The organism is Lysinibacillus sp. FSL W8-0992, assembly GCF_038008685.1.
GTDB lineage: Bacteria > Bacillota > Bacilli > Bacillales_A > Planococcaceae > Lysinibacillus.
In genome coordinates, this window is the sequence record NZ_JBBOZQ010000001.1 from 3,034,675 (window position 1) to 3,052,202 (window position 17,528).

The 17,528-nt window shown below is 36.9% G+C and carries 19 protein-coding genes and 1 pseudogene; all 20 read left to right on the top strand.

The window, feature by feature from the left end:
* Nucleotides 1-8 precede the first annotated feature (8 nt).
* The 20 genes and pseudogenes from NSQ74_RS15350 to NSQ74_RS15445 all read left to right on the top strand — a co-directional run bounded on the left by NSQ74_RS15350 (nucleotide 9) and on the right by NSQ74_RS15445 (nucleotide 16,868).
* Nucleotides 9-905: an ABC transporter ATP-binding protein gene (locus NSQ74_RS15350; protein ID WP_340824426.1), complete on the top strand. Its 897-nt coding sequence runs from the start codon at nucleotides 9-11 to the stop codon at nucleotides 903-905.
* On the top strand, nucleotides 892-2,106 hold the full coding sequence (locus tag NSQ74_RS15355) for a hypothetical protein (protein ID WP_340824428.1): 1,215 nt from the start codon (nucleotides 892-894) through the stop codon (nucleotides 2,104-2,106). Before NSQ74_RS15350 ends, NSQ74_RS15355 begins: the two co-directional genes overlap by 14 nt.
* On the top strand, nucleotides 2,090-2,710 hold the full coding sequence (locus NSQ74_RS15360; RefSeq protein ID WP_340824430.1) for a hypothetical protein: 621 nt from the start codon (nucleotides 2,090-2,092) through the stop codon (nucleotides 2,708-2,710). Before NSQ74_RS15355 ends, NSQ74_RS15360 begins: the two co-directional genes overlap by 17 nt.
* 403 nt (nucleotides 2,711-3,113) lie before the next feature.
* A complete protein-coding gene (locus tag NSQ74_RS15365; RefSeq protein ID WP_340824431.1) occupies nucleotides 3,114-3,353 on the top strand; it encodes a hypothetical protein in 240 nt (79 codons plus the stop codon).
* A gap of 284 nt (nucleotides 3,354-3,637) precedes the next feature.
* On the top strand, nucleotides 3,638-3,856 hold the full coding sequence (locus NSQ74_RS15370) for a YxiF family protein (protein ID WP_445669077.1): 219 nt from the start codon (nucleotides 3,638-3,640) through the stop codon (nucleotides 3,854-3,856).
* Between the two features lie 199 nt (nucleotides 3,857-4,055).
* Nucleotides 4,056-4,283: pseudogene (locus NSQ74_RS15375) on the top strand (hypothetical protein); the annotation flags it as partial.
* Nucleotides 4,284-4,375: 92 nt separating this feature from the next.
* The gene (locus tag NSQ74_RS15380) at nucleotides 4,376-4,867 is read left to right on the top strand and encodes a polymorphic toxin-type HINT domain-containing protein (protein WP_340824434.1); all 492 of its coding nucleotides are present in this window, start codon (nucleotides 4,376-4,378) and stop codon (nucleotides 4,865-4,867) included.
* Between the two features lie 132 nt (nucleotides 4,868-4,999).
* Nucleotides 5,000-5,332, top strand: a complete 333-nt coding sequence (locus tag NSQ74_RS15385) for a hypothetical protein (protein WP_340824435.1) — start codon at nucleotides 5,000-5,002, stop codon at nucleotides 5,330-5,332.
* A gap of 567 nt (nucleotides 5,333-5,899) precedes the next feature.
* Nucleotides 5,900-6,340: a hypothetical protein gene (locus tag NSQ74_RS15390; protein ID WP_340824437.1), complete on the top strand. Its 441-nt coding sequence runs from the start codon at nucleotides 5,900-5,902 to the stop codon at nucleotides 6,338-6,340.
* 77 nt (nucleotides 6,341-6,417) lie between these two features.
* Nucleotides 6,418-6,702 (top strand): hypothetical protein, encoded by a 285-nt coding sequence (locus NSQ74_RS15395; RefSeq protein WP_340824438.1) that lies wholly within the window; start codon nucleotides 6,418-6,420, stop codon nucleotides 6,700-6,702.
* Nucleotides 6,703-7,036: 334 nt separating this feature from the next.
* A complete protein-coding gene (locus tag NSQ74_RS15400) occupies nucleotides 7,037-7,585 on the top strand; it encodes a hypothetical protein (protein ID WP_340824439.1) in 549 nt (182 codons plus the stop codon).
* A gap of 544 nt (nucleotides 7,586-8,129) precedes the next feature.
* Nucleotides 8,130-9,758: a PucR family transcriptional regulator gene (locus NSQ74_RS15405; RefSeq protein ID WP_340824441.1), complete on the top strand. Its 1,629-nt coding sequence runs from the start codon at nucleotides 8,130-8,132 to the stop codon at nucleotides 9,756-9,758.
* Between the two features lie 261 nt (nucleotides 9,759-10,019).
* Nucleotides 10,020-10,205, top strand: a complete 186-nt coding sequence (locus tag NSQ74_RS15410) for a XapX domain-containing protein (RefSeq protein ID WP_172771583.1) — start codon at nucleotides 10,020-10,022, stop codon at nucleotides 10,203-10,205.
* 72 nt (nucleotides 10,206-10,277) lie between these two features.
* Nucleotides 10,278-10,439 carry a XapX domain-containing protein gene (locus tag NSQ74_RS15415; RefSeq protein ID WP_172771582.1) on the top strand — a complete coding sequence of 54 codons (162 nt, stop codon included), beginning with the start codon at nucleotides 10,278-10,280 and terminating at the stop codon, nucleotides 10,437-10,439.
* Between the two features lie 213 nt (nucleotides 10,440-10,652).
* Nucleotides 10,653-11,330: a cysteine hydrolase family protein gene (locus tag NSQ74_RS15420; RefSeq protein ID WP_340824444.1), complete on the top strand. Its 678-nt coding sequence runs from the start codon at nucleotides 10,653-10,655 to the stop codon at nucleotides 11,328-11,330.
* 230 nt (nucleotides 11,331-11,560) lie between these two features.
* A complete protein-coding gene (locus NSQ74_RS15425) occupies nucleotides 11,561-12,502 on the top strand; it encodes a DUF2877 domain-containing protein (protein ID WP_340824446.1) in 942 nt (313 codons plus the stop codon).
* Nucleotides 12,492-14,045 (top strand): acyl-CoA synthetase FdrA, encoded by a 1,554-nt coding sequence (gene fdrA / locus NSQ74_RS15430; RefSeq protein ID WP_340824448.1) that lies wholly within the window; start codon nucleotides 12,492-12,494, stop codon nucleotides 14,043-14,045. The genes NSQ74_RS15425 and fdrA overlap by 11 nt, the downstream gene beginning before the upstream one ends.
* Before the next feature lies 1 nt (nucleotide 14,046).
* Nucleotides 14,047-15,480 carry a YlbE family protein gene (locus NSQ74_RS15435; protein ID WP_340824450.1) on the top strand — a complete coding sequence of 478 codons (1,434 nt, stop codon included), beginning with the start codon at nucleotides 14,047-14,049 and terminating at the stop codon, nucleotides 15,478-15,480.
* On the top strand, nucleotides 15,473-16,408 hold the full coding sequence (gene arcC, locus NSQ74_RS15440; protein WP_340824451.1) for a carbamate kinase: 936 nt from the start codon (nucleotides 15,473-15,475) through the stop codon (nucleotides 16,406-16,408). Before NSQ74_RS15435 ends, arcC begins: the two co-directional genes overlap by 8 nt.
* Before the next feature lie 46 nt (nucleotides 16,409-16,454).
* Nucleotides 16,455-16,868, top strand: a complete 414-nt coding sequence (locus tag NSQ74_RS15445) for a cupin domain-containing protein (protein ID WP_340824453.1) — start codon at nucleotides 16,455-16,457, stop codon at nucleotides 16,866-16,868.
* The last annotated feature ends 660 nt before the right edge of the window (nucleotides 16,869-17,528 follow it).

The following is a 17,528-nucleotide window of genomic DNA, read 5'->3' on the forward strand; positions in this document are numbered from 1 at the left end:
AATGAGCTATGCAAATTGAAATTAAACATTTAAATCAATATTACGGTAAGAAACAAGTTCTTCATGATATTAACTTGACTATTTCAACAGGAATGTTTGGCTTGTTGGGGAGAAATGGGGCTGGTAAAACAACTTTAATGGAAACGCTAGTAACGCTCTTACCTGTCAAAGTTGGCGAAATTAGTATGGATGGCATATCCATTCAAAAGAAAAAAGCAATCCGTTCGATGGTTGGCTTTTTGCCTCAAGACTTTTCAATGTACGGAAATATGACTGCCTATCAAGCAATGGACTATCTAGGTGTTCTTAGTGAAATTGATTCTACTATTCGCAAAAAAAGGATCGAGGAACTTTTGGAACAAGTGAATTTATCTATTCATAAACATGTCAAAGTAAAAGCGATGTCTGGTGGTATGAAAAGAAGATTAGGGATTGCCCAAGCATTGTTAAATGACCCAAAGGTTTTAATAGTCGACGAACCCACAGCCGGTCTTGATCCTGAAGAAAGATTAAGATTCCGTAATCTGCTTTCAGAAATTAGTGAGGAAAAAGTAGTTATCCTTTCTACTCACATTGCCAGTGATATTGAGGCAACAGCAGAGAATATCGCTATTTTGGACAATGGGCACATCATCTTTTCTGAATCAATTGAAAAATTAATTTCACAAGCAGAAGGAAGGATTTTTACAGTGGAAGTTCCACGAACAGAACTAAAATCTATGAAGGAACAGGTTCAAGTAATTAGTTTACAGCAAGAAGGTACACTAAGTAAGATTCGTTTTATTGGCAATCAGCATTCAAGTATTATGAATCATCCCCTAGTCCTTCAAGAAAAGCCAACACTTGAAGATGCTTACTTATACCTTCTTTCAGAGAAAGGTGTGAAAGAAAGTGGGGCTATTTAAAAAAGAGTTCTTTATTAGTCTAAAAAGCCTCACCTATTGGTTAGTAGTTGTGTTTATAGGAGTTTTTATCTTTAGTCAATTGGGAACGGATTTAACTTCGTTTAAAGAACCGCAACCTAATGAGGATAATTATGGTGTTGGTGTGACAAATGATAAAATATCTATTCAAAAACAAACGATGGGTAATTTATTCTATCAATATGACGTTGGACAATATAATACGTATCCTTTAGGCTTTCTAAAAGTAGTTACTCCATCAAACTCTGATCAAAAAGAAATCGGCAAAATTATCGAGAAGGCAACAGGGATATCCCTTGAGGAAATAAGTGAAATTTCGGAAAAAGAAAATAAGTCTGCGAACGAATTTCAAATGTACGCTCACCAAGATTTTGATTATTTTCCTATTGCACAGGATTACTCCTTTCAACAATTTCAAGAGGATATGAAGAAGGTTGTGAAAATAATTGGGCATGGTTCTGATTTTGAAGAAGCTAAGTATAAAGCTTCTGCTATCAAATCACTATCATATGAAGAAGCACACGAAAATTTCGAAATGATTTTGAAAAGAGATAAAGTCTCAGGTGCTTATGCTAGGTTAGTTTGTGATTATTTAGGCATCATTTTGGCTTTGGTTCCTGTTTTTCTAGCAGCAACAGTTATTTTAAGAGACAAACGTGCCCAAAGTCAGTTAGTCATTTATACAAAAGCAATATCATCAGTAAAATTACAGACTATGCGATTTCTCTCGACAGTGGTTCTTATTTTTATTCCAGTTTTATTATTTAGTATTATGCCGGCATTACAAGCCAACCTAATCGCTCAGAAGTTTAATCAATCAGGAGATATTTGGCTGTTTTATCAATATATTTTGGGCTGGACGTTACCTTCCATTATTGCGGTAGTTGGAATCAGCTTCTTAATCACCACACTTTTTGGTGGTATAACTAGTGTGATGGTGCAAGTAGCTATATGGTTTATTTCTATCTCAGTAGGATCTACAAATATTGTTGGGAAAGTGGGCTTTAACTTAATTCCACGTTTTAATAACGTTGGTTCGACGGTAATTTTTGAAGGGATTTATCAAGAATTAGTAGTAAACCGAATACTTTGGGCATGTATAGGTATTCTGTGTTTCTTTGTTAGTGTCATAGTTTACGACTATAAACGTAAAGGGGGTAAAATCTTTGGAAAGAGTAGATAAAATATCTAAGGTTTTCTTAAGGTTTCATTTCCTTCCTTTTTTCGTAATATCACTTATATTAATCCTACTTTTTCCGTTGTTTTTCGGAATAGAAAATTTGGCATTTGTTGAAAGTGCGAATGTTTATGAACGAATTTTTCCAATTATCGGTTTGGTTTTGTTCATACCGCTATTTTTGCCTGATTGTGATCGAAATATTTTAGAGGTAATTCAGACCAAGAAAACTTCATATTTGAAAATATTGGTTATTCGTTTAGTGCAAATCTTGATTACGTTACTATTCTTCACCATTATCTGCCTAATCATCTTTCAATTGAAAAATTCAGACATAAAATTTGGCCTATTTTTATTTGGCGGAGTGGCAGATGTATGTTTCCTAGCAGGGTTGATGTGCCTAATATTTTCGCTAACGATGCAACCTGTGACAGGCTTAATTGCACCGATAGCTTATTATATTATTTGTCTTTTCACTGGCGACAAATATCTTAAAACATTTTATTTCTTCACTTTGGTTAATGAAGATTTTCGTTCCAAACTGTTATTACTAACCGTTGGCATCATTCTCATTACAATAAGTTGTTTAGTGGCAAACAAAAGGAAATAAGAAAGATCATTAACAAGAATTAATTAAATGATAGAATAGCGCCATAGGGAAGAGAACTATAAGATTTGTTACTTCGTTAAGAAACCACTCCATGAATGGCGGTCTAGAAATAAAAGGCGACTTTGGGCGACTAAAAAGCAACCAACATTGTAAAATTAGTTATCAATTAAAAGGAAATGCAAAACGTAGTTAAATCAAGGCAATTAAAGTATGCGGTTAATATAAAAAGTACGCATAATTCAAATCACATGATCGTTGTAGCTTTAGAGGCTGATATTCAAGAGTAGTTGATATCGCAAGGGTTTAAAGACTTTTATTTAATTGTGAAATGTGAGCAAGTGACCAGAGGCGACGAGTATAGTCACTGCATTTCCTTCAAATGGTAGATGAGGGATAGAGTAAAATGGGATATTACGAATATAAAATAAAATGGTGTAAAGTATGTGATCAAGGATGGATAGAAATAGTAAAAGATGAAGATAACAATAAACTGTTACTACAATGCTCTGAATGCATGTCACAATGGGATGGCATAAATGAATTGTCAGAGGGGATTTTTAAAGAAGATGAAGTAAATGTAATAGTGCCTGATTTTGAAGAAATAAAAAAACTGGGTTGGGACATTTTTATAATAAATAAATAGTTTTATATGTCTAAATAAAAGTTACACATATATTAAAATATTTCTAAGTGGCTGTATCTCCATGTTACTCGTCACCTGCATTGGGAATATGATGACATCCAATATGAAACGCTTGATGAGGCTATGGGAAGACTAAAAAAAGATATTTGATTTAGAAGACCTTGGGGACGTCAATTCTCAAGGTCTTACTTTTACCCTCAGCTTGTTCCGAATGATTCGTATTGCACGTTTCAAAATAATGGATAGTAGAAAATCGAAGATTAGATATTTGTAATTTAACAAAAATTCCAAAAGACAAAGAGATGGTGCTTTTCTACGAATATGATGATGAGGTTGATGGTATTTTCATCTCGCTAGATATTTTTATTAATAATATTCAAGAGATACTTGATTTTGTTGGATTTACAGAAGGACGAATGGATTTATTATTTTCTGATGAGAACTTAGTAGCTGGTATATGTATTGAAAGGTTCGAGTATGAAAATATATTAACGGTTTGGTAATATTTTGAAATAGAATAGGTGACTAAAAATGCTGTAGCTACCCTTAATAATGGTACTACAGCATTTTATTTCACTATTCTTAATAAAAGGGGCTTTTAATGATGTAGTAGAATTCAATTAGATTCATTGTATAATTCTTGTAGGTTTAGCTACACATGAAAATGATGAAATAGGAGATGAAGATGATCCTGTTTCAATGAATGGTGACACATATGGAGACGATAATCCGATAATGAAAACAGACCCAGATGGTAAATGGGTATGGATTGCTATCAACGCAGGCTTTGCAATTTACGATGGATATAAAGCATATAAATCTGGTAAAAACAAAAAACAAATTGCTTGGGCAGTGGCTTCGAATTTTATTGGCATTGGAAAAGTGAAGCGCGTTTATCGTGCAGCAAAGTTTACTAAGTATGCCGGTAAATCAAAAAAGCTAGATGTAATTGCTTTGTCGCTGGAACAAAGGTTTTAACGGATGAAGGGGAGAAAAATATCGAAGACATTGAAGTCGGAGATATGGTTCTTGCCAAGGATGAGAACGATTCTGACGGCCAAACAGCGTACAAGAAAGTAACGAATCTTTACCGTAACCAACGTGATGATTTAATAAAGCTGTATGTTGGAAAGCAGATAATCGAAACGACCGACAACCATCCGTTCTGGGTTGAAGGTAAAGGATGGGTCTTAGCAGATGAACTACAGATAGGCGACAAACTCCAAAAGGCTGATGGAAGCAACCTTAAGATTGACAAGGTTGAGTTCGTTAGAATGGATGAGCCAGTTACAGTTTACAACTTTACTGTAGAGGACTACCATACGTATTATGTAACAGATATTGGGGTTTGGGTGCATAATACTCAATGCAGTACAACAAGAGCGTGGATACAGAGGAGTACTTATAATAAAATTTATAAGTCCGTTGGTAAAGAAGCTGCTCTGAAATTCGCAAATTCTGCCAAGAAAGGTTTTGTTAATAGTGGATCAGGTACAAATGGGATAAAAAATTAGAAGGAAACGGAGTAAATGGTTACAAGTATGAGATAAAAATTGTGGGTAAATTTGGTGGAGCGAGAGCATATGGAAATATGGATAAAAGAACAGGTCATATAATCTTCACTTCATTTAAAAAAGATCATTAATATGGAGGCGTTTATTTTAAACATAGAACAATTTAGAAATTTAATAGAACATTGGAATATTGAGAAACAAACTATAGAACAATTTTGGATTGGATTTAATATTTATAGGTTTGATCAAGAAGATGAATTTTGTTCTATTTTTGGTGAATTTATACAAGGTGATGTGGATTACTATTTTATAAAAATCTCACTAGAATTAAGAAACTTCCCTGAGTTAGTTAATCAAGTGGTTTCATATTTAAGTATAGAGTATAAGGGTGAGAATGTAGGAGAATTCAGGGTATATTTTAATTTAGATGGAAAAATCTCTGACTTTGATTTAATTTTGTATTAGTTTAATAAATTTTAGAAAGAAATTAATATACTATGCCCTTGATTATACAATTAGTCAAGGGCATTCTTTTATGAAGAAAAATTTTAAAAGGATACACTGCTTAATAACAGAGTAATAAAAATATAATAGCGGGTGGTAACATGGATAAAAAGGAATTGGCTTCAAAAAGAAAAATCTTTAAATTTAATGAAGAAAATATCTTAGAAATATTATCAGAGTATTTTGCCGAAGAAGGCGGCTTCTGTAGATTCTGATATTTTGTATTTATTCTAGGAAATGCAAATAAATGTTTAAGAGTGATTGCAATAGTTGGTGATTTTCGAAGATGATGATATTAGCAATATTGATATCGATGAAATAGATAGAAAAATGGACTTTAATGGTTCACATTAACTAAAAAAACTAGCCTTTGGAGATAATTTCTTCTAAGGCTTTTTACATGAAGTAGAATCAGGTTCTAATGAATCAAAAAAATTAGATGGAAAAGGAGTTATAGCACGTTTAAAGTGATTTGTATGTAAAATATTGTATAATGAGCTACGTAATTAGAGAATAGGAGTTGGTTTGTTGTCTAAAAAAATAAATGTTCGGTTTGGCATCTGTTTTATTTTTGTAATGCTTTTAATAGGCTGTATAAATAAAGTTCCGAATAAGTTTGATTTAAAACAACTCACTCGGATAGATATTGAAGAGGTTAAGGCAGATGGAAGCTATGGAGAATCTGTAATGATTACTGAAGAAAAAACAATGGAGACCATAAGAAAAATATTTAAACAAATTAAATGGGAACCAAATGTAGAATTTAAAATGGCTAGAGAAAAAGATGTAAAGGCAACACTATTTTATAAGTATGATAAAAATATGCCTGAACGATTATTTGAATATCAGATTTGGTTCGATCAAAATAATGATACAGCAACAATTATTAGCAATAATGAAAAAGAAGGCTATGGAAATTTAAATAAAGAAAATGCTCAGGCATTAGAAAATATTTTACTAAACAAGTAAAAGAGTAGGGAATCTCTACTCTTTTATTTGTGATTTTTTAAATTTGAATTCTATTTAACCTAGAGGTGCCAGAAAATGTGGTGCTTGAAGAAACTTTATATACCAGATATTTTTTCTATCTCGAAAAAGCTTATTCAGATTTAATCATGTGTCCAAAAATAGATAAAATTGAAGGAATAGATGGCGATACAAGAAGAAATATCGCTCATGCAAGTGCGATAAATTATAGTGCACATCATGGTGGCGCTCCCTATGATAGAATCCATATGACATTGATGGATACTCCAGAAAATGGTGTTAAAATAAATAAAGTTACAATAGAAAAGGTTATTTTGGAAAAAGAAAGTGCTTATACAATGTAGGCGTGAGGGTTAAAGCATGTTGTTGAACTCAATTTGTACAGAGATAATAAAGTTGTTAAAAAATCCTTCTTTCACTCACTTGAAAGATCTCAATAAACTTTCATTTTCTGATATGTAGTGTTGATTATATGTGACATGGGCATCTAACTGTGCAGCATAGTAGAAGAAGGGGAAATTGGAAGCAATGTAGAATATAAGGATTAATACAGAGCCAATGGTTTTACCCCGGCACATAGAGACGGGGGACGGTATTATCAGAAAAAGTCCTTTTAAGGGACACTACGATTTCATCATGTTGTATCCCTTGAAAGAAGCGAAAGGAGTGGATATATAAATGAAAGAACCATCTGAACTACTCATTGAACTGCTTGGCCATCCGTATAATCCCAGGAATGTTCAAGCTTTACTGCAATCATTCGGTGTCAAGAGAATGCCATCCCCGAACAGCTATTTTAAAGACGATATTATTTGGTCTGTGAAAACATCGATACGCATCGATATTTATCGTGCACCAAAAATAAATGATCTGACTGGACTCAAATATACAAATCAAGATGAATGGATCATTGGAGCACTCCATTTTCTTGCGCCCGGGTCGGATGATAGAATTAAAGCTCCGTTTTCTGGAAAGCTTCCAAAGGGAATTACGATGAGCTCAACACCAGACCAGACGATAAAGGCATATGGTCAACCTGAAATGGATGAAGAATGTAGGTGGTCTGGATTTTCCGGTCGAATTTTGGCATGGCGCAAGCAGGGCGTAAATCTCGTAATTGAATATGCGGACAGTGAAATCGGTAGCGTAATGAGAAGCTACACGGTCTGTCTAATTGGCTGCATAGGCGCATGGCGAGGCGATAATCCAGAGGTCTTTGCACCCTGATTAACTGTCATCCGCATCCGCGGAGATGACAACCTTTCTCGTTCTCAAATGAATGGCTAACATAGAGGTAATATCGCAGCGATATGATAAGCAGAAGAAGAGAAAGCTGTCTTTTTTCATAGCGGAACTATATAAAAACGTTGGAAAGAAAATGATTTTTTAACAGTTGAGGAAAACAATAACTACTTCATTTGCTCTTTTTAATGCATTTGAAACAAAATTTAAATAGAATCATCAGTGACTAAGAGGGCTTATTTGATAGGCGTCTTGGCCTTTTTTATGCTAAAAATACAACGACTAATAAAGATATATTGTAAAAAATTAAAGACTACAGCCGTTATTGATGAGCAATGGTCGGTCCTTGTATACGTGTTATAATTAAAAAAATCTTGTTTCTCGCAAGATGTATTTTAATGAAAGTTTCGGGCGGTGAATTCATTTTCCTCTCAATCACCGCAACCATCCATAATAAAACGGTCACACAAAGCATTTGACATAAAAAACGAAAATACGGGAACATTCTTCCCTCGTTTGGAGTGATATTATGTTTATTACTATATGTGATGTATTAAAAATGGAGGGGTATGAAGACGTAAAAGTGATTGCTGGCGATTCCGGTTTGAACCGCAGAGTTGAAAACGTGTATTTTATGGAAGTACCCGACATTTACGCATATATCGATCAAAATGGATTACTGCTTACCACATTGTATCCTATTGCGGATAAACCGGAGCATATTCAAACATTGATTCCAAAATTGGCAGAAATGAATCTTGCAGGAATTGCAATTAAGCCAGGAAGATATGTCGCTGAAATTCCCGAAATTATGGTGGAGCAAGCTAATGAGCTCGGGATTCCGTTAATGCAGCTCCCAGATGGTGCAAACTTATCAACACTTGCCAATCAGGTACTGACAAAGTTTTTAGATGTAAAGACATCTCTGTTGGAATTCCGCAATAAGATGCACCAGCAATTGCTAGAGCTATTATTGGAAGGCACTGATGTAAACAAGTTCGTTCTTTCTCTTGCGAATCTCGTTAACGCCCCTATCTTGCTTCTAAACCATGATTTTGAATATGTTCGGTCTTCTATACAAAAAGAAAATGAAATATTAATTCATCGTAAGCCATATAATTCGGACTCGAGCTACAGCGCGTTTTCCGTTCAAGTGGGTAATGCCTTTTATGAAAAAAATGACATTTTTATTCAGTGCATTTACGCTGGAGGCAACGAGTATGGCTTTTTAGTCGTTTTATTGGATAAAGAAAAAAATCTGACAGAGGACATGATTATTGCCATCGAACAGGCATCCTTTATAATTGCTTTTTTATTTCAAACAGAGCAAACATTGCTTCAAAAAGAAAGGAATCATTTAAGCAGTTTTGTCAGGGACATTTTTCATAATCAATATTCCTCTCAAACCGAAATGATCGAAAAAGCGAAAGTGTTTAAATGGAACTTGCAATTCCCATTTGTCTTGGTGAGCATCAAAACAAATGAGAAAGAAAGCGAAAAGAAATTAGCAATATTCCACAAAATGCTCGATTCAGGTTTGATTGAAAGGTCTGCTTCAAAAATTGTTGATGTTCCAATAGAAAATTGCAAGGTTCTTTATATTAATGACTCGTTAGTTTGTTTTATTAGTCTCGTTTCAGAAAATAATGTTCGACAAAAACTCCAAAATCTAGGGGATGTGATTCTTTCACTGTTTGAGAAGTACGGTAATCTTGGAGTCAGCATTTCCGATACAGTGCACCGTTTTAACCAGATTAAAGAGTATTACGACAATTCAACATTAGTATTTCAAGTGTATAAAGAAAACTTACAAAAACAATCCTATGTTCATTTTTATGGTGATATCGGCTTGTTCCGCCTTTTTCATTACGTTGAGAATCTTTTCATTCTAGAAGATTTCGTAATGGAGAAATTAGGTAAAGTGTTCGAATATGACAAAAAGAAAAATACTAACCTTATAGAAACCCTCAGGTACTACATTAAAAACAATACAAATGTGCAAAAAACATCAGAGGATATGTTTGTTCATTATAATACGATGCGCTATCGGATAAATAAGCTGAAAGAACTTGGAATAGACGGTGAGGACGGATTTGAATTAACAGAAATTGCATTGGCCTACCAATTGCATCAATACTTGCAACTGAAAAAAGGGTAAGGGTGGGGGAACTCCCAACGGTCGTTACTTTAGACATTGTCTACAAGACAATGTCTTTTTTTTGTTAAAAAGACGTTCCACTTCGTAGAAAGTTGCCAATTAAAAGTGAAATAAATATCAACTTCTTACAATGATTAAACCGCTTTCAAGTGCTATTATTTAGGTATTAAAGGATGGAGGTAATCAATATTCAGCCGCCATAGAAACAAGATTCAAGTAATAGGTTTCTGTTTACACTTTGGGATACAAGGAGTGTTTAAAATGCGTGACTATCTTTTGTCTTTAGCAGGTGGTTTGATTGTAGGCATTTTATTTTCATTAGTTAAGTTGCCGTTACCTGCCCCTCCGTTAGTTGGAATATTTGGAATGGTAGGTATATTTTTAGGAGGTGTACTAATGGATTCTCTTTTCAAAGCTCTTAAAGAAAAGAGAAAGGTGAGTACATAAAAAAATTAAAAGTGTATGATTGGTCGCTATGTTTTTTGATAAATACATCCCACATAAAAAGGAGCAAGTAAGATGTTACAGATCGTTCTGTCTTTAATTGGAGGTTTACTAGTAGGCATATTGTTCAAATTCATTAAGCTGCCAGTTCCGGCGCCTCCTCTTATCGGAATTGTCGGAGTAATAGGAATCTTTCTTGGCGCAGAGTTAGTAAACGCTGTCCTTCATCTTTTCTAAAGAAGACATTAAATCCTCCTTCCTTTATTGTATAACCGGTTAAAAGAATAGTATCAGTTATTAACGTATGGAAGTTTGTGTATATCTCAAAATAATGAACTATAGTTTTTTCTGTATTTTATTCAGTTCAACAAAAAGAATCTTTGTAAAAGCGGATTGCGGGTAGTATCCAAGATCTATCTATTTTAAATTACATTTGAGAGGGAGATTTACATGAGTAAAGTATATGCAATAGATGCGAAACCTTATAGTTTTGAATTTGAGTTAGAAAAAACTGCCCTAATTATCATTGATATGCAGCGTGACTTTTGTGCACCTGGCGGATTTGGCGAGAAACTGGGGAATGATATTACGCTAACACGCGCCATCATTCCTACCACTCAGACAGTACTGGAAGTTGCACGTGAGAAAGGCTTGATGGTGATTTATACCCGCGAAGGGCATCGACTAGACTTATCGGATTGCCCACCAAGCAAACTGAAACGCGGCAGCAAGCAAGGTGCAGGCATCGGTGATGAAGGCCCAATGGGAAGAATTCTTATCCGAGGTGAATATGGTCATGATATTGTGGATGAGCTAAAGCCGGTTGAAGGCGAGATTGTTATTGACAAACCTGGGAAAGGCGCTTTCTATCAAACAGACCTTGAAGTGATTTTGAAAAATAAAGGCATTACACATTTGCTTGTCGCTGGCGTAACGACACATGTCTGTGTTCAAACAACAATTCGTGAAGCGAATGACCGTGGATTTGAATGCTTACTGCTCGAAGATTGCTCTGCGGCATTTGATCCAAGAGACCATGAAGATTCCATACACATGATCAACCAGCAAGGTGGCATCTTTGGGTGGACAGCATCTTCTCAGAATCTGCTTGCTTCACTAGGTAAATAAGGAAAGAACTTTCCACCAGATAAATCCATGAAATTTTCTAATGTTGAATAAAGCTTTTTGAGGGCATGCTCTATTCCCATGTCCATAGCATGCCCCTATATACCTCTCAAACTCATTCTGCCCCATGATGATAAGTAAGAAGTCCGAAAATATCTATTATTGTTGTAGATAGGGAGAACAATTCTCGGTCGTTTGCTGAAATTGTCAATCTTGAAAATTTGGTGATATCAATGGTTAGAACTTATACAAGTAAAATCAATCAAATGGACGGCCGTCTGCTTGAATGGTTACGCCACCAACCGATTGGCGAACAAATCGGAGCAATCCACAGTATTTTTGATAAGGTGGTCAATTTCATAACCCATGACGGCACTTTGCTATTTTCTTTGGCGAAGAATGAGGTGATTCAATCACCAGGAATGATGAAAACCTTAGAAAATGATCTTTTTTCTGAGATGTGTTCAACTTTAAAGTCGACTAAAGAAATTTATTTAGTAGATTATAATCTCTTGAATATTAGCGATTGGCAATGGGATTTTTCAAATGCTGCGCTTTGGAACAGAGGTATTAAGCCGCGCTGGCAAGCTAAGCACGAGCCAACTTGTTACCACTTGTCGCTATTGAACCATTTCATTCTAAACAACGGAGCAACGGCAGGGATTTTTCCGGCATGGAAAAGTTTCACTTATCCAGATTGGGAAGTTCCTACTGCCACACGGAAGGATTTCTACTTTTCCTCTTTCTTGGATGGGTTAAATCAGCTAAATCAGGAAATAAAGGCAGATAAGCTCGATACGTTTTTATTAAAGTTTGCCGGTCTTGGGATCGGGCTGACGCCAGCAGGCGATGATTTTCTAACAGGGCTGCTGGCAACTTGGAAGTATTTTGAAGCCCCTCTATACAAGAAAGTTGAAAGTTGCAGCGCCGAGTGGCTACAGAAGTTGAAAGGAAGAACAACCACTGTTAGCTATTTTATGTTAAAGCAATGCTTGGAGGGGCAGCTTAATGAAGCCTTGCTAGATGTATTGGACAACATGGATAGTAATCCAATTCCTCATTTACAGCGAGTGTTAAAAATTGGATCTACCTCTGGGACGGATATGTTGACTGGTGTCAGCGTGGCATACCAACAGCTTATAGACCATAAGGAGGAAATACATAATGGCATCTAAAGTATTGATAGAAAGGAACGCCTATCATGATTCGGTAACGCTAATGTCACTGTCCAGCAAAATGAATAGTATCGAGGGTGTCGAACAAGCAGTTATCTCGATGGCGACCCAAATGAACAAAGATTTGCTGGCAAACATTGGACTGCTGACAGATGAGGCAAAAGTAGCAACAGCAAATGATTTGATTATTGCCTTGATTACAGATACAGATAAGCGTGCAGAGGAAGTGATGGAGCTCATCTATACGGAATTAACAGCTAAGAAGGAAAAGAAAGGGAAAGAAAATAATCATACAGCGAAAACTATAAATTCAGCATTGAATCTAATGCCGGGAGCAAATATGGCAATTATCTCTGTTCCTGGGAAATATGCTGCACGCGAAGCGAATCAAGCATTAAAGAAAGGCATGCACGTCATGCTGTTCAGTGACAATGTTAGTATCGAAGATGAAAAAGTGTTGAAGGAAACAGGTAGAGACAATGGGTTATTCGTCATGGGGCCAGATTGCGGTACAGCAATTATTAATCGAAGCGGACTTTGCTTTGCGAATAAAGTAAGCGAAGGAGGCATTGGTTTAGTCGCTGCTTCCGGTACCGGGCTACAAGAAGTGACAGTGCAAATCGACCGCCTCGGGTTTGGCATTACACAAGCGATTGGCACAGGGGGGCGCGATCTCGATGAATCAATCGGCGGTATTATGATGCTTCAAGGGCTTAAAGCATTGGAGAACGATGAGAATACGAAGGTCATCACATTAATTTCCAAGCCGCCTGCCCCAAGTGTTCAGGACAAAATTCTTGCAGCAGTGAAAAAATGTAATAAACCAATAGTGGTCTGCTTCCTGGATGGAGACGCAAAAGCAGTAGAGGCAGCAGGAGCAACTTTTTCACCAACATTAATTGATGCTGCCCGCAAGTCTGTTAAATTGCTTGATCCACAATCAGTAATTGAAACTGAAATTACGGATGGTGTGGAAAGATGGATCACTGCAGAAAAAGCAAAATTAAAGGATTCTCAACAGGACATTCGCGGATTATTTTGCGGCGGTACGCTGACGGCAGAAGCATTGTCAATTATCCGATCTACAGGAAAAACTGTCAAAAGCAATGTAGCAAAGAAAGTGGAAGAGAAACTTAGCGATATTACCTATAGTGTAGGCCATACGTTGCTAGATATGGGGGATGACGAATTTACAAAGGGTAAACCTCATCCGATGATAGAGCCCTCACTTAGAAATGATCGGATTCTTCAAGAAGCAAAAGACCCAAAAACGGCTGTCTTATTATTGGACTTTGAATTGGGGTTTGGAGCTCATGATGATCCAGTAGGTGTGACGCTAGATACGATTAAATTGGCAAGGGATGAGGCCGCACAGGCAGGAAGGTACTTGCCGGTCGTTGCCTATATTTGCGGAACTTTCAAAGATAAGCAAGATTATCAGCAGCAGCAAAAAAAACTTCAATCTGTTGGTGTTTATGTGGCTGACAGCAATGAAATGGCAACGAGAATTGCAGCAATGCTTGTGCAAAAGGAGGTCAATTAAATTGAGTACGCTAAATGAGCTTTTTAATCAGCCATTACGTGTGATTAACATCGGAACGTCCAAATTTAAAGAAGATTTAGACCTGCAGGGCATCGAAACAATACAAGTTGACTGGCAGCCCCCAGCAGGAGGCAATATACAACTACTCAAAGCATTAGATTTCTTTCAGGACAATGAAAAGGTGGAAAAGGCAAACCAGGAAGCCATTCAACGCATTAAGGATGCCCATCCTTTCTTAATCGATATTGAGCGGGCTATCGATGTCATTCCAAGTATGCACAGCAAAAAAATACTGCACTCTGGACCTCCTATCGCCTGGGAAAACATGGCTGGTCCAATGCAAGGTGCAATTATCGGAGCGCTCATTTTCGAAGGAATGGCAGCGAACGAGGAAGAAGCGAAAGCATTAATTAATGCTGGAGAAATTGAATTTGGCTCATGCAATGAGCATTTAACAGTTGGGCCAATGGCGGGTATCGTCTCCCCATCCATGCCAGTACATGTCATTGAAAACAGAACACATGGAAACAGAGCATATTGTTCGATTAATGAAGGTCTAGGCAAGGTATTGCGTTTTGGTGCTTTTTCCAGCGAAGTAATTGATCGGCTAAAGTGGCTGCGCGATGTTTTTGCCCCTGCGTTGAAAAAGGCGCTTGTGCCAACAGGTGGAATTGATTTGAAATCCATTACTGCTCAAGCTCTTCATATGGGGGATGAATGCCATAACCGCAATAAGGCGGCAACAAGTCTTTTCTACCGGGAGATTGCTGATTATTTCATGCAAATCGAAATCGAGACTGACACATTACGAGAGGTCTTGCATTTTATCCAAAACAATGAACACTATTTCTTAAATCTGTCCATGCCAGCATGTAAAGCTGCACTTGATGCAGGACATGGTGTTCCATATTCCACTGTTGTCACAACAATGGCCAGAAATGGTGTGGAATTTGGCATTTGCATTAGTGGGCTAAGTGAAAAGGAATGGTTTACAGCACCTGCAAACTTTATCAAAGGTTTATTTTTCCCAGGGTATTCTGAGGAGGAGGCAACTCGGGATTTAGGAGATAGTGCCATTACAGAGACGATGGGAATTGGCGGGTTTGCGATGGGCGGTTCCCCTGCAATTGTTCAATTTGTTGGAGGCGAGGTAAAAGACGCAATTCAATATAGCGAGCAAATGTATGAAATTACGGTAAGTGAAAATAGCAATTATTCCATTCCAACTTTAAACTTTCGCGGAGCTGCCTTTGGAATTGATGTTAAAAAAGTAATTGAAACGAACATTCTTCCAGTCATTAATACAGGTATAGCACATAAAGTAGCTGGAATCGGGCAAATTGGCGCGGGTATCGTCCATCCTCCTATGGCATGCTTCGAAAAAGGCTTCCTTCGTTTCTATGAAGTTTATGGAGAGGGCGCTGTAAATGAGTAGAATCTTAATAGCTCTTGGAGGAAACGCTCTTGGTTCTACGCCCCAGGAACAGCAGCAATTAGTACACGGTGCGGCAAAACCGATTGTCGATTTAATTGAACAAGGCCATGATGTAGTTATTGCCCATGGAAACGGGCCGCAAGTCGGTTCTATTAATCTTGCATTTGAAAAAAGCTCGAAGGAACATGCAAGCATTTCCAGCATGCCATTTGCTGAGTGCGTGGCAATGAGCCAAGGGTATATAGGCTACCATTTGCAAAATGCAATCCAAGAAGAACTGTTAAAGCGCTCCATCAATAAATCAGTCGCAACGATTGTCAGTCAGGTGGTGGTTGATAAGAACGATCACGCCTTTCAAAATCCTACAAAACAGATTGGTTCCTTTTATTCAAAAGAAGAGGCACAAAGATTAATGGCTGAAACAGGTGACATTTATATTGAAGATTCTGGCCGCGGCTATCGCCGGGTTATTCCATCGCCTGTTCCTATTAAAATCGTTGAAAAAGATATTATTAACGACTTGGTGAATGCAGGCCGCATTGTGATTGCTGTTGGTGGCGGAGGTATTCCGGTAGTCGAGGAAAACAACCATTCCTTAATCGGCGTGGAAGCGGTCATTGACAAAGATTTGGCAAGTAGATGCTTAGCCGATGAGTTGAATGCAGACTTTTTGTTCATTTTGACAGCCGTCGAAAAAATCGCGATCAACTTTGGTAAGCCGAATCAGCAAAACCTTGATCATTTATCTGTTGACGAGGCTGAAAAATTGATTAGAGAAGGACATTTTGCACCTGGAAGTATGCTTCCTAAAGTCCAGGCAGCTATTTCATTCGTCAGAGGCAAGCAAGGCAGAAAGTCGATAATCACCTCGCTAGATAAAGCAAAGGATGCAATCCTTGGAAGGACAGGTACCGTTATTTTCGACTAAACGAGTATCGCACGGACATGAAAATATCATATAAGGAGTGATTGGAATGACCGAAAAAAAGACGAAGGTGAAAATTGGTGATGAATTAAAGTGGAATGCATTTACAGAGCACCGCAAAGTCCATCACCATGAGCTCCTAAGTGCCAAAGAGGCGGATGACCTAGGTGTAAGTGTCAGCTCTGTCTTAAGAGAACGTATTGAGGTGGGCGGAGCCGTACTGCCCCATTATCACGACGTGGCTGAAGTGATTCATATTACAAAAGGAAAAGTAAAACTCCTACAAAACGGTGAATGGAAGTCCTATAAAGAAGGTGACACATTCCTAGTTCCAAAAGGAGTCGTTCACTCTGTTGCTAATGACGATGTCGAACCTACCGAACAGATAAGCATCTTCATACCGGTTCATGAAGGAATCCATAACGAAAATTTCACATCACATATGGTAGATGTAGAAAATTAAATTCATCAATACCAAAAAGGGCAATCCCCAAAAATAGTCGGGATTGCTCTTTTGCTTGTAACGTGCATGGCGATTGGCTAAACGGTGAAAATATTAAATTAATAGAAAAAATAGTAAGGATTTTTTGCATCTGAAAGGTTTGATTTTATAGTTCCCACGTATCCGGTAATTAAATATTCTCGCCAATAGAATTTCACAAAACCATTTACATATCCATTTGTTCGCTGGAGAATCCAATTTCAATTCCTTCTAAAATACTCTTTGCCTTGTCAACTAAAGTCGCTTTCATATAAAACTCCTCATTTCTTACATTATTAGAAAGCCTCTAAATATATAATAATCTATTCTAAAATAGATTCACCAACAACTGTAAAAACCTTGGATTAGAAAACTCATTAATTAGGGTTTTACAAGCCAAGGTATCCTTTTGTTAAAGAAAAAACCGCTCATTACCATGCTTTTACTAGCGTTCATAGTCACGCTTTTCTAGCTTCAATTAACACGTTCTTATCAAATTTAATGGCTAATTTATCCTTTGAGCCAAAACAAGGTCAACTGGAAATTGAGGTATGCATTTCTAATTACATTTGTAATTTCTCATATAAGGCAATACAACCATAATTAATCTAAAAAATTGTAACTATATATTACCGTTTTATT

What these genes read in the sequence shown, in the direction of transcription:
- NSQ74_RS15385 (WP_340824435.1), top strand. Translation starts at nt 5,000, where the DNA reads ATGGAGGCGTTTATTTTAAACATAGAACAATTTAGAAATTTAATAGAA.
- NSQ74_RS15400 (WP_340824439.1), top strand. Translation starts at nt 7,037, where the DNA reads ATGAAAGAACCATCTGAACTACTCATTGAACTGCTTGGCCATCCGTAT.
- NSQ74_RS15380 (WP_340824434.1), top strand. Translation starts at nt 4,376, where the DNA reads ATGGTTCTTGCCAAGGATGAGAACGATTCTGACGGCCAAACAGCGTAC.
- NSQ74_RS15365 (WP_340824431.1), top strand. Translation starts at nt 3,114, where the DNA reads ATGGGATATTACGAATATAAAATAAAATGGTGTAAAGTATGTGATCAA.
- NSQ74_RS15410 (WP_172771583.1), top strand. Translation starts at nt 10,020, where the DNA reads ATGCGTGACTATCTTTTGTCTTTAGCAGGTGGTTTGATTGTAGGCATT.
- NSQ74_RS15445 (WP_340824453.1), top strand. Translation starts at nt 16,455, where the DNA reads ATGACCGAAAAAAAGACGAAGGTGAAAATTGGTGATGAATTAAAGTGG.
- NSQ74_RS15425 (WP_340824446.1), top strand. Translation starts at nt 11,561, where the DNA reads ATGGTTAGAACTTATACAAGTAAAATCAATCAAATGGACGGCCGTCTG.
- NSQ74_RS15350 (WP_340824426.1), top strand. Translation starts at nt 9, where the DNA reads ATGCAAATTGAAATTAAACATTTAAATCAATATTACGGTAAGAAACAA.
- NSQ74_RS15405 (WP_340824441.1), top strand. Translation starts at nt 8,130, where the DNA reads ATGTTTATTACTATATGTGATGTATTAAAAATGGAGGGGTATGAAGAC.
- NSQ74_RS15420 (WP_340824444.1), top strand. Translation starts at nt 10,653, where the DNA reads ATGAGTAAAGTATATGCAATAGATGCGAAACCTTATAGTTTTGAATTT.
- arcC (WP_340824451.1), top strand. Translation starts at nt 15,473, where the DNA reads ATGAGTAGAATCTTAATAGCTCTTGGAGGAAACGCTCTTGGTTCTACG.
- NSQ74_RS15415 (WP_172771582.1), top strand. Translation starts at nt 10,278, where the DNA reads ATGTTACAGATCGTTCTGTCTTTAATTGGAGGTTTACTAGTAGGCATA.
- fdrA (WP_340824448.1), top strand. Translation starts at nt 12,492, where the DNA reads ATGGCATCTAAAGTATTGATAGAAAGGAACGCCTATCATGATTCGGTA.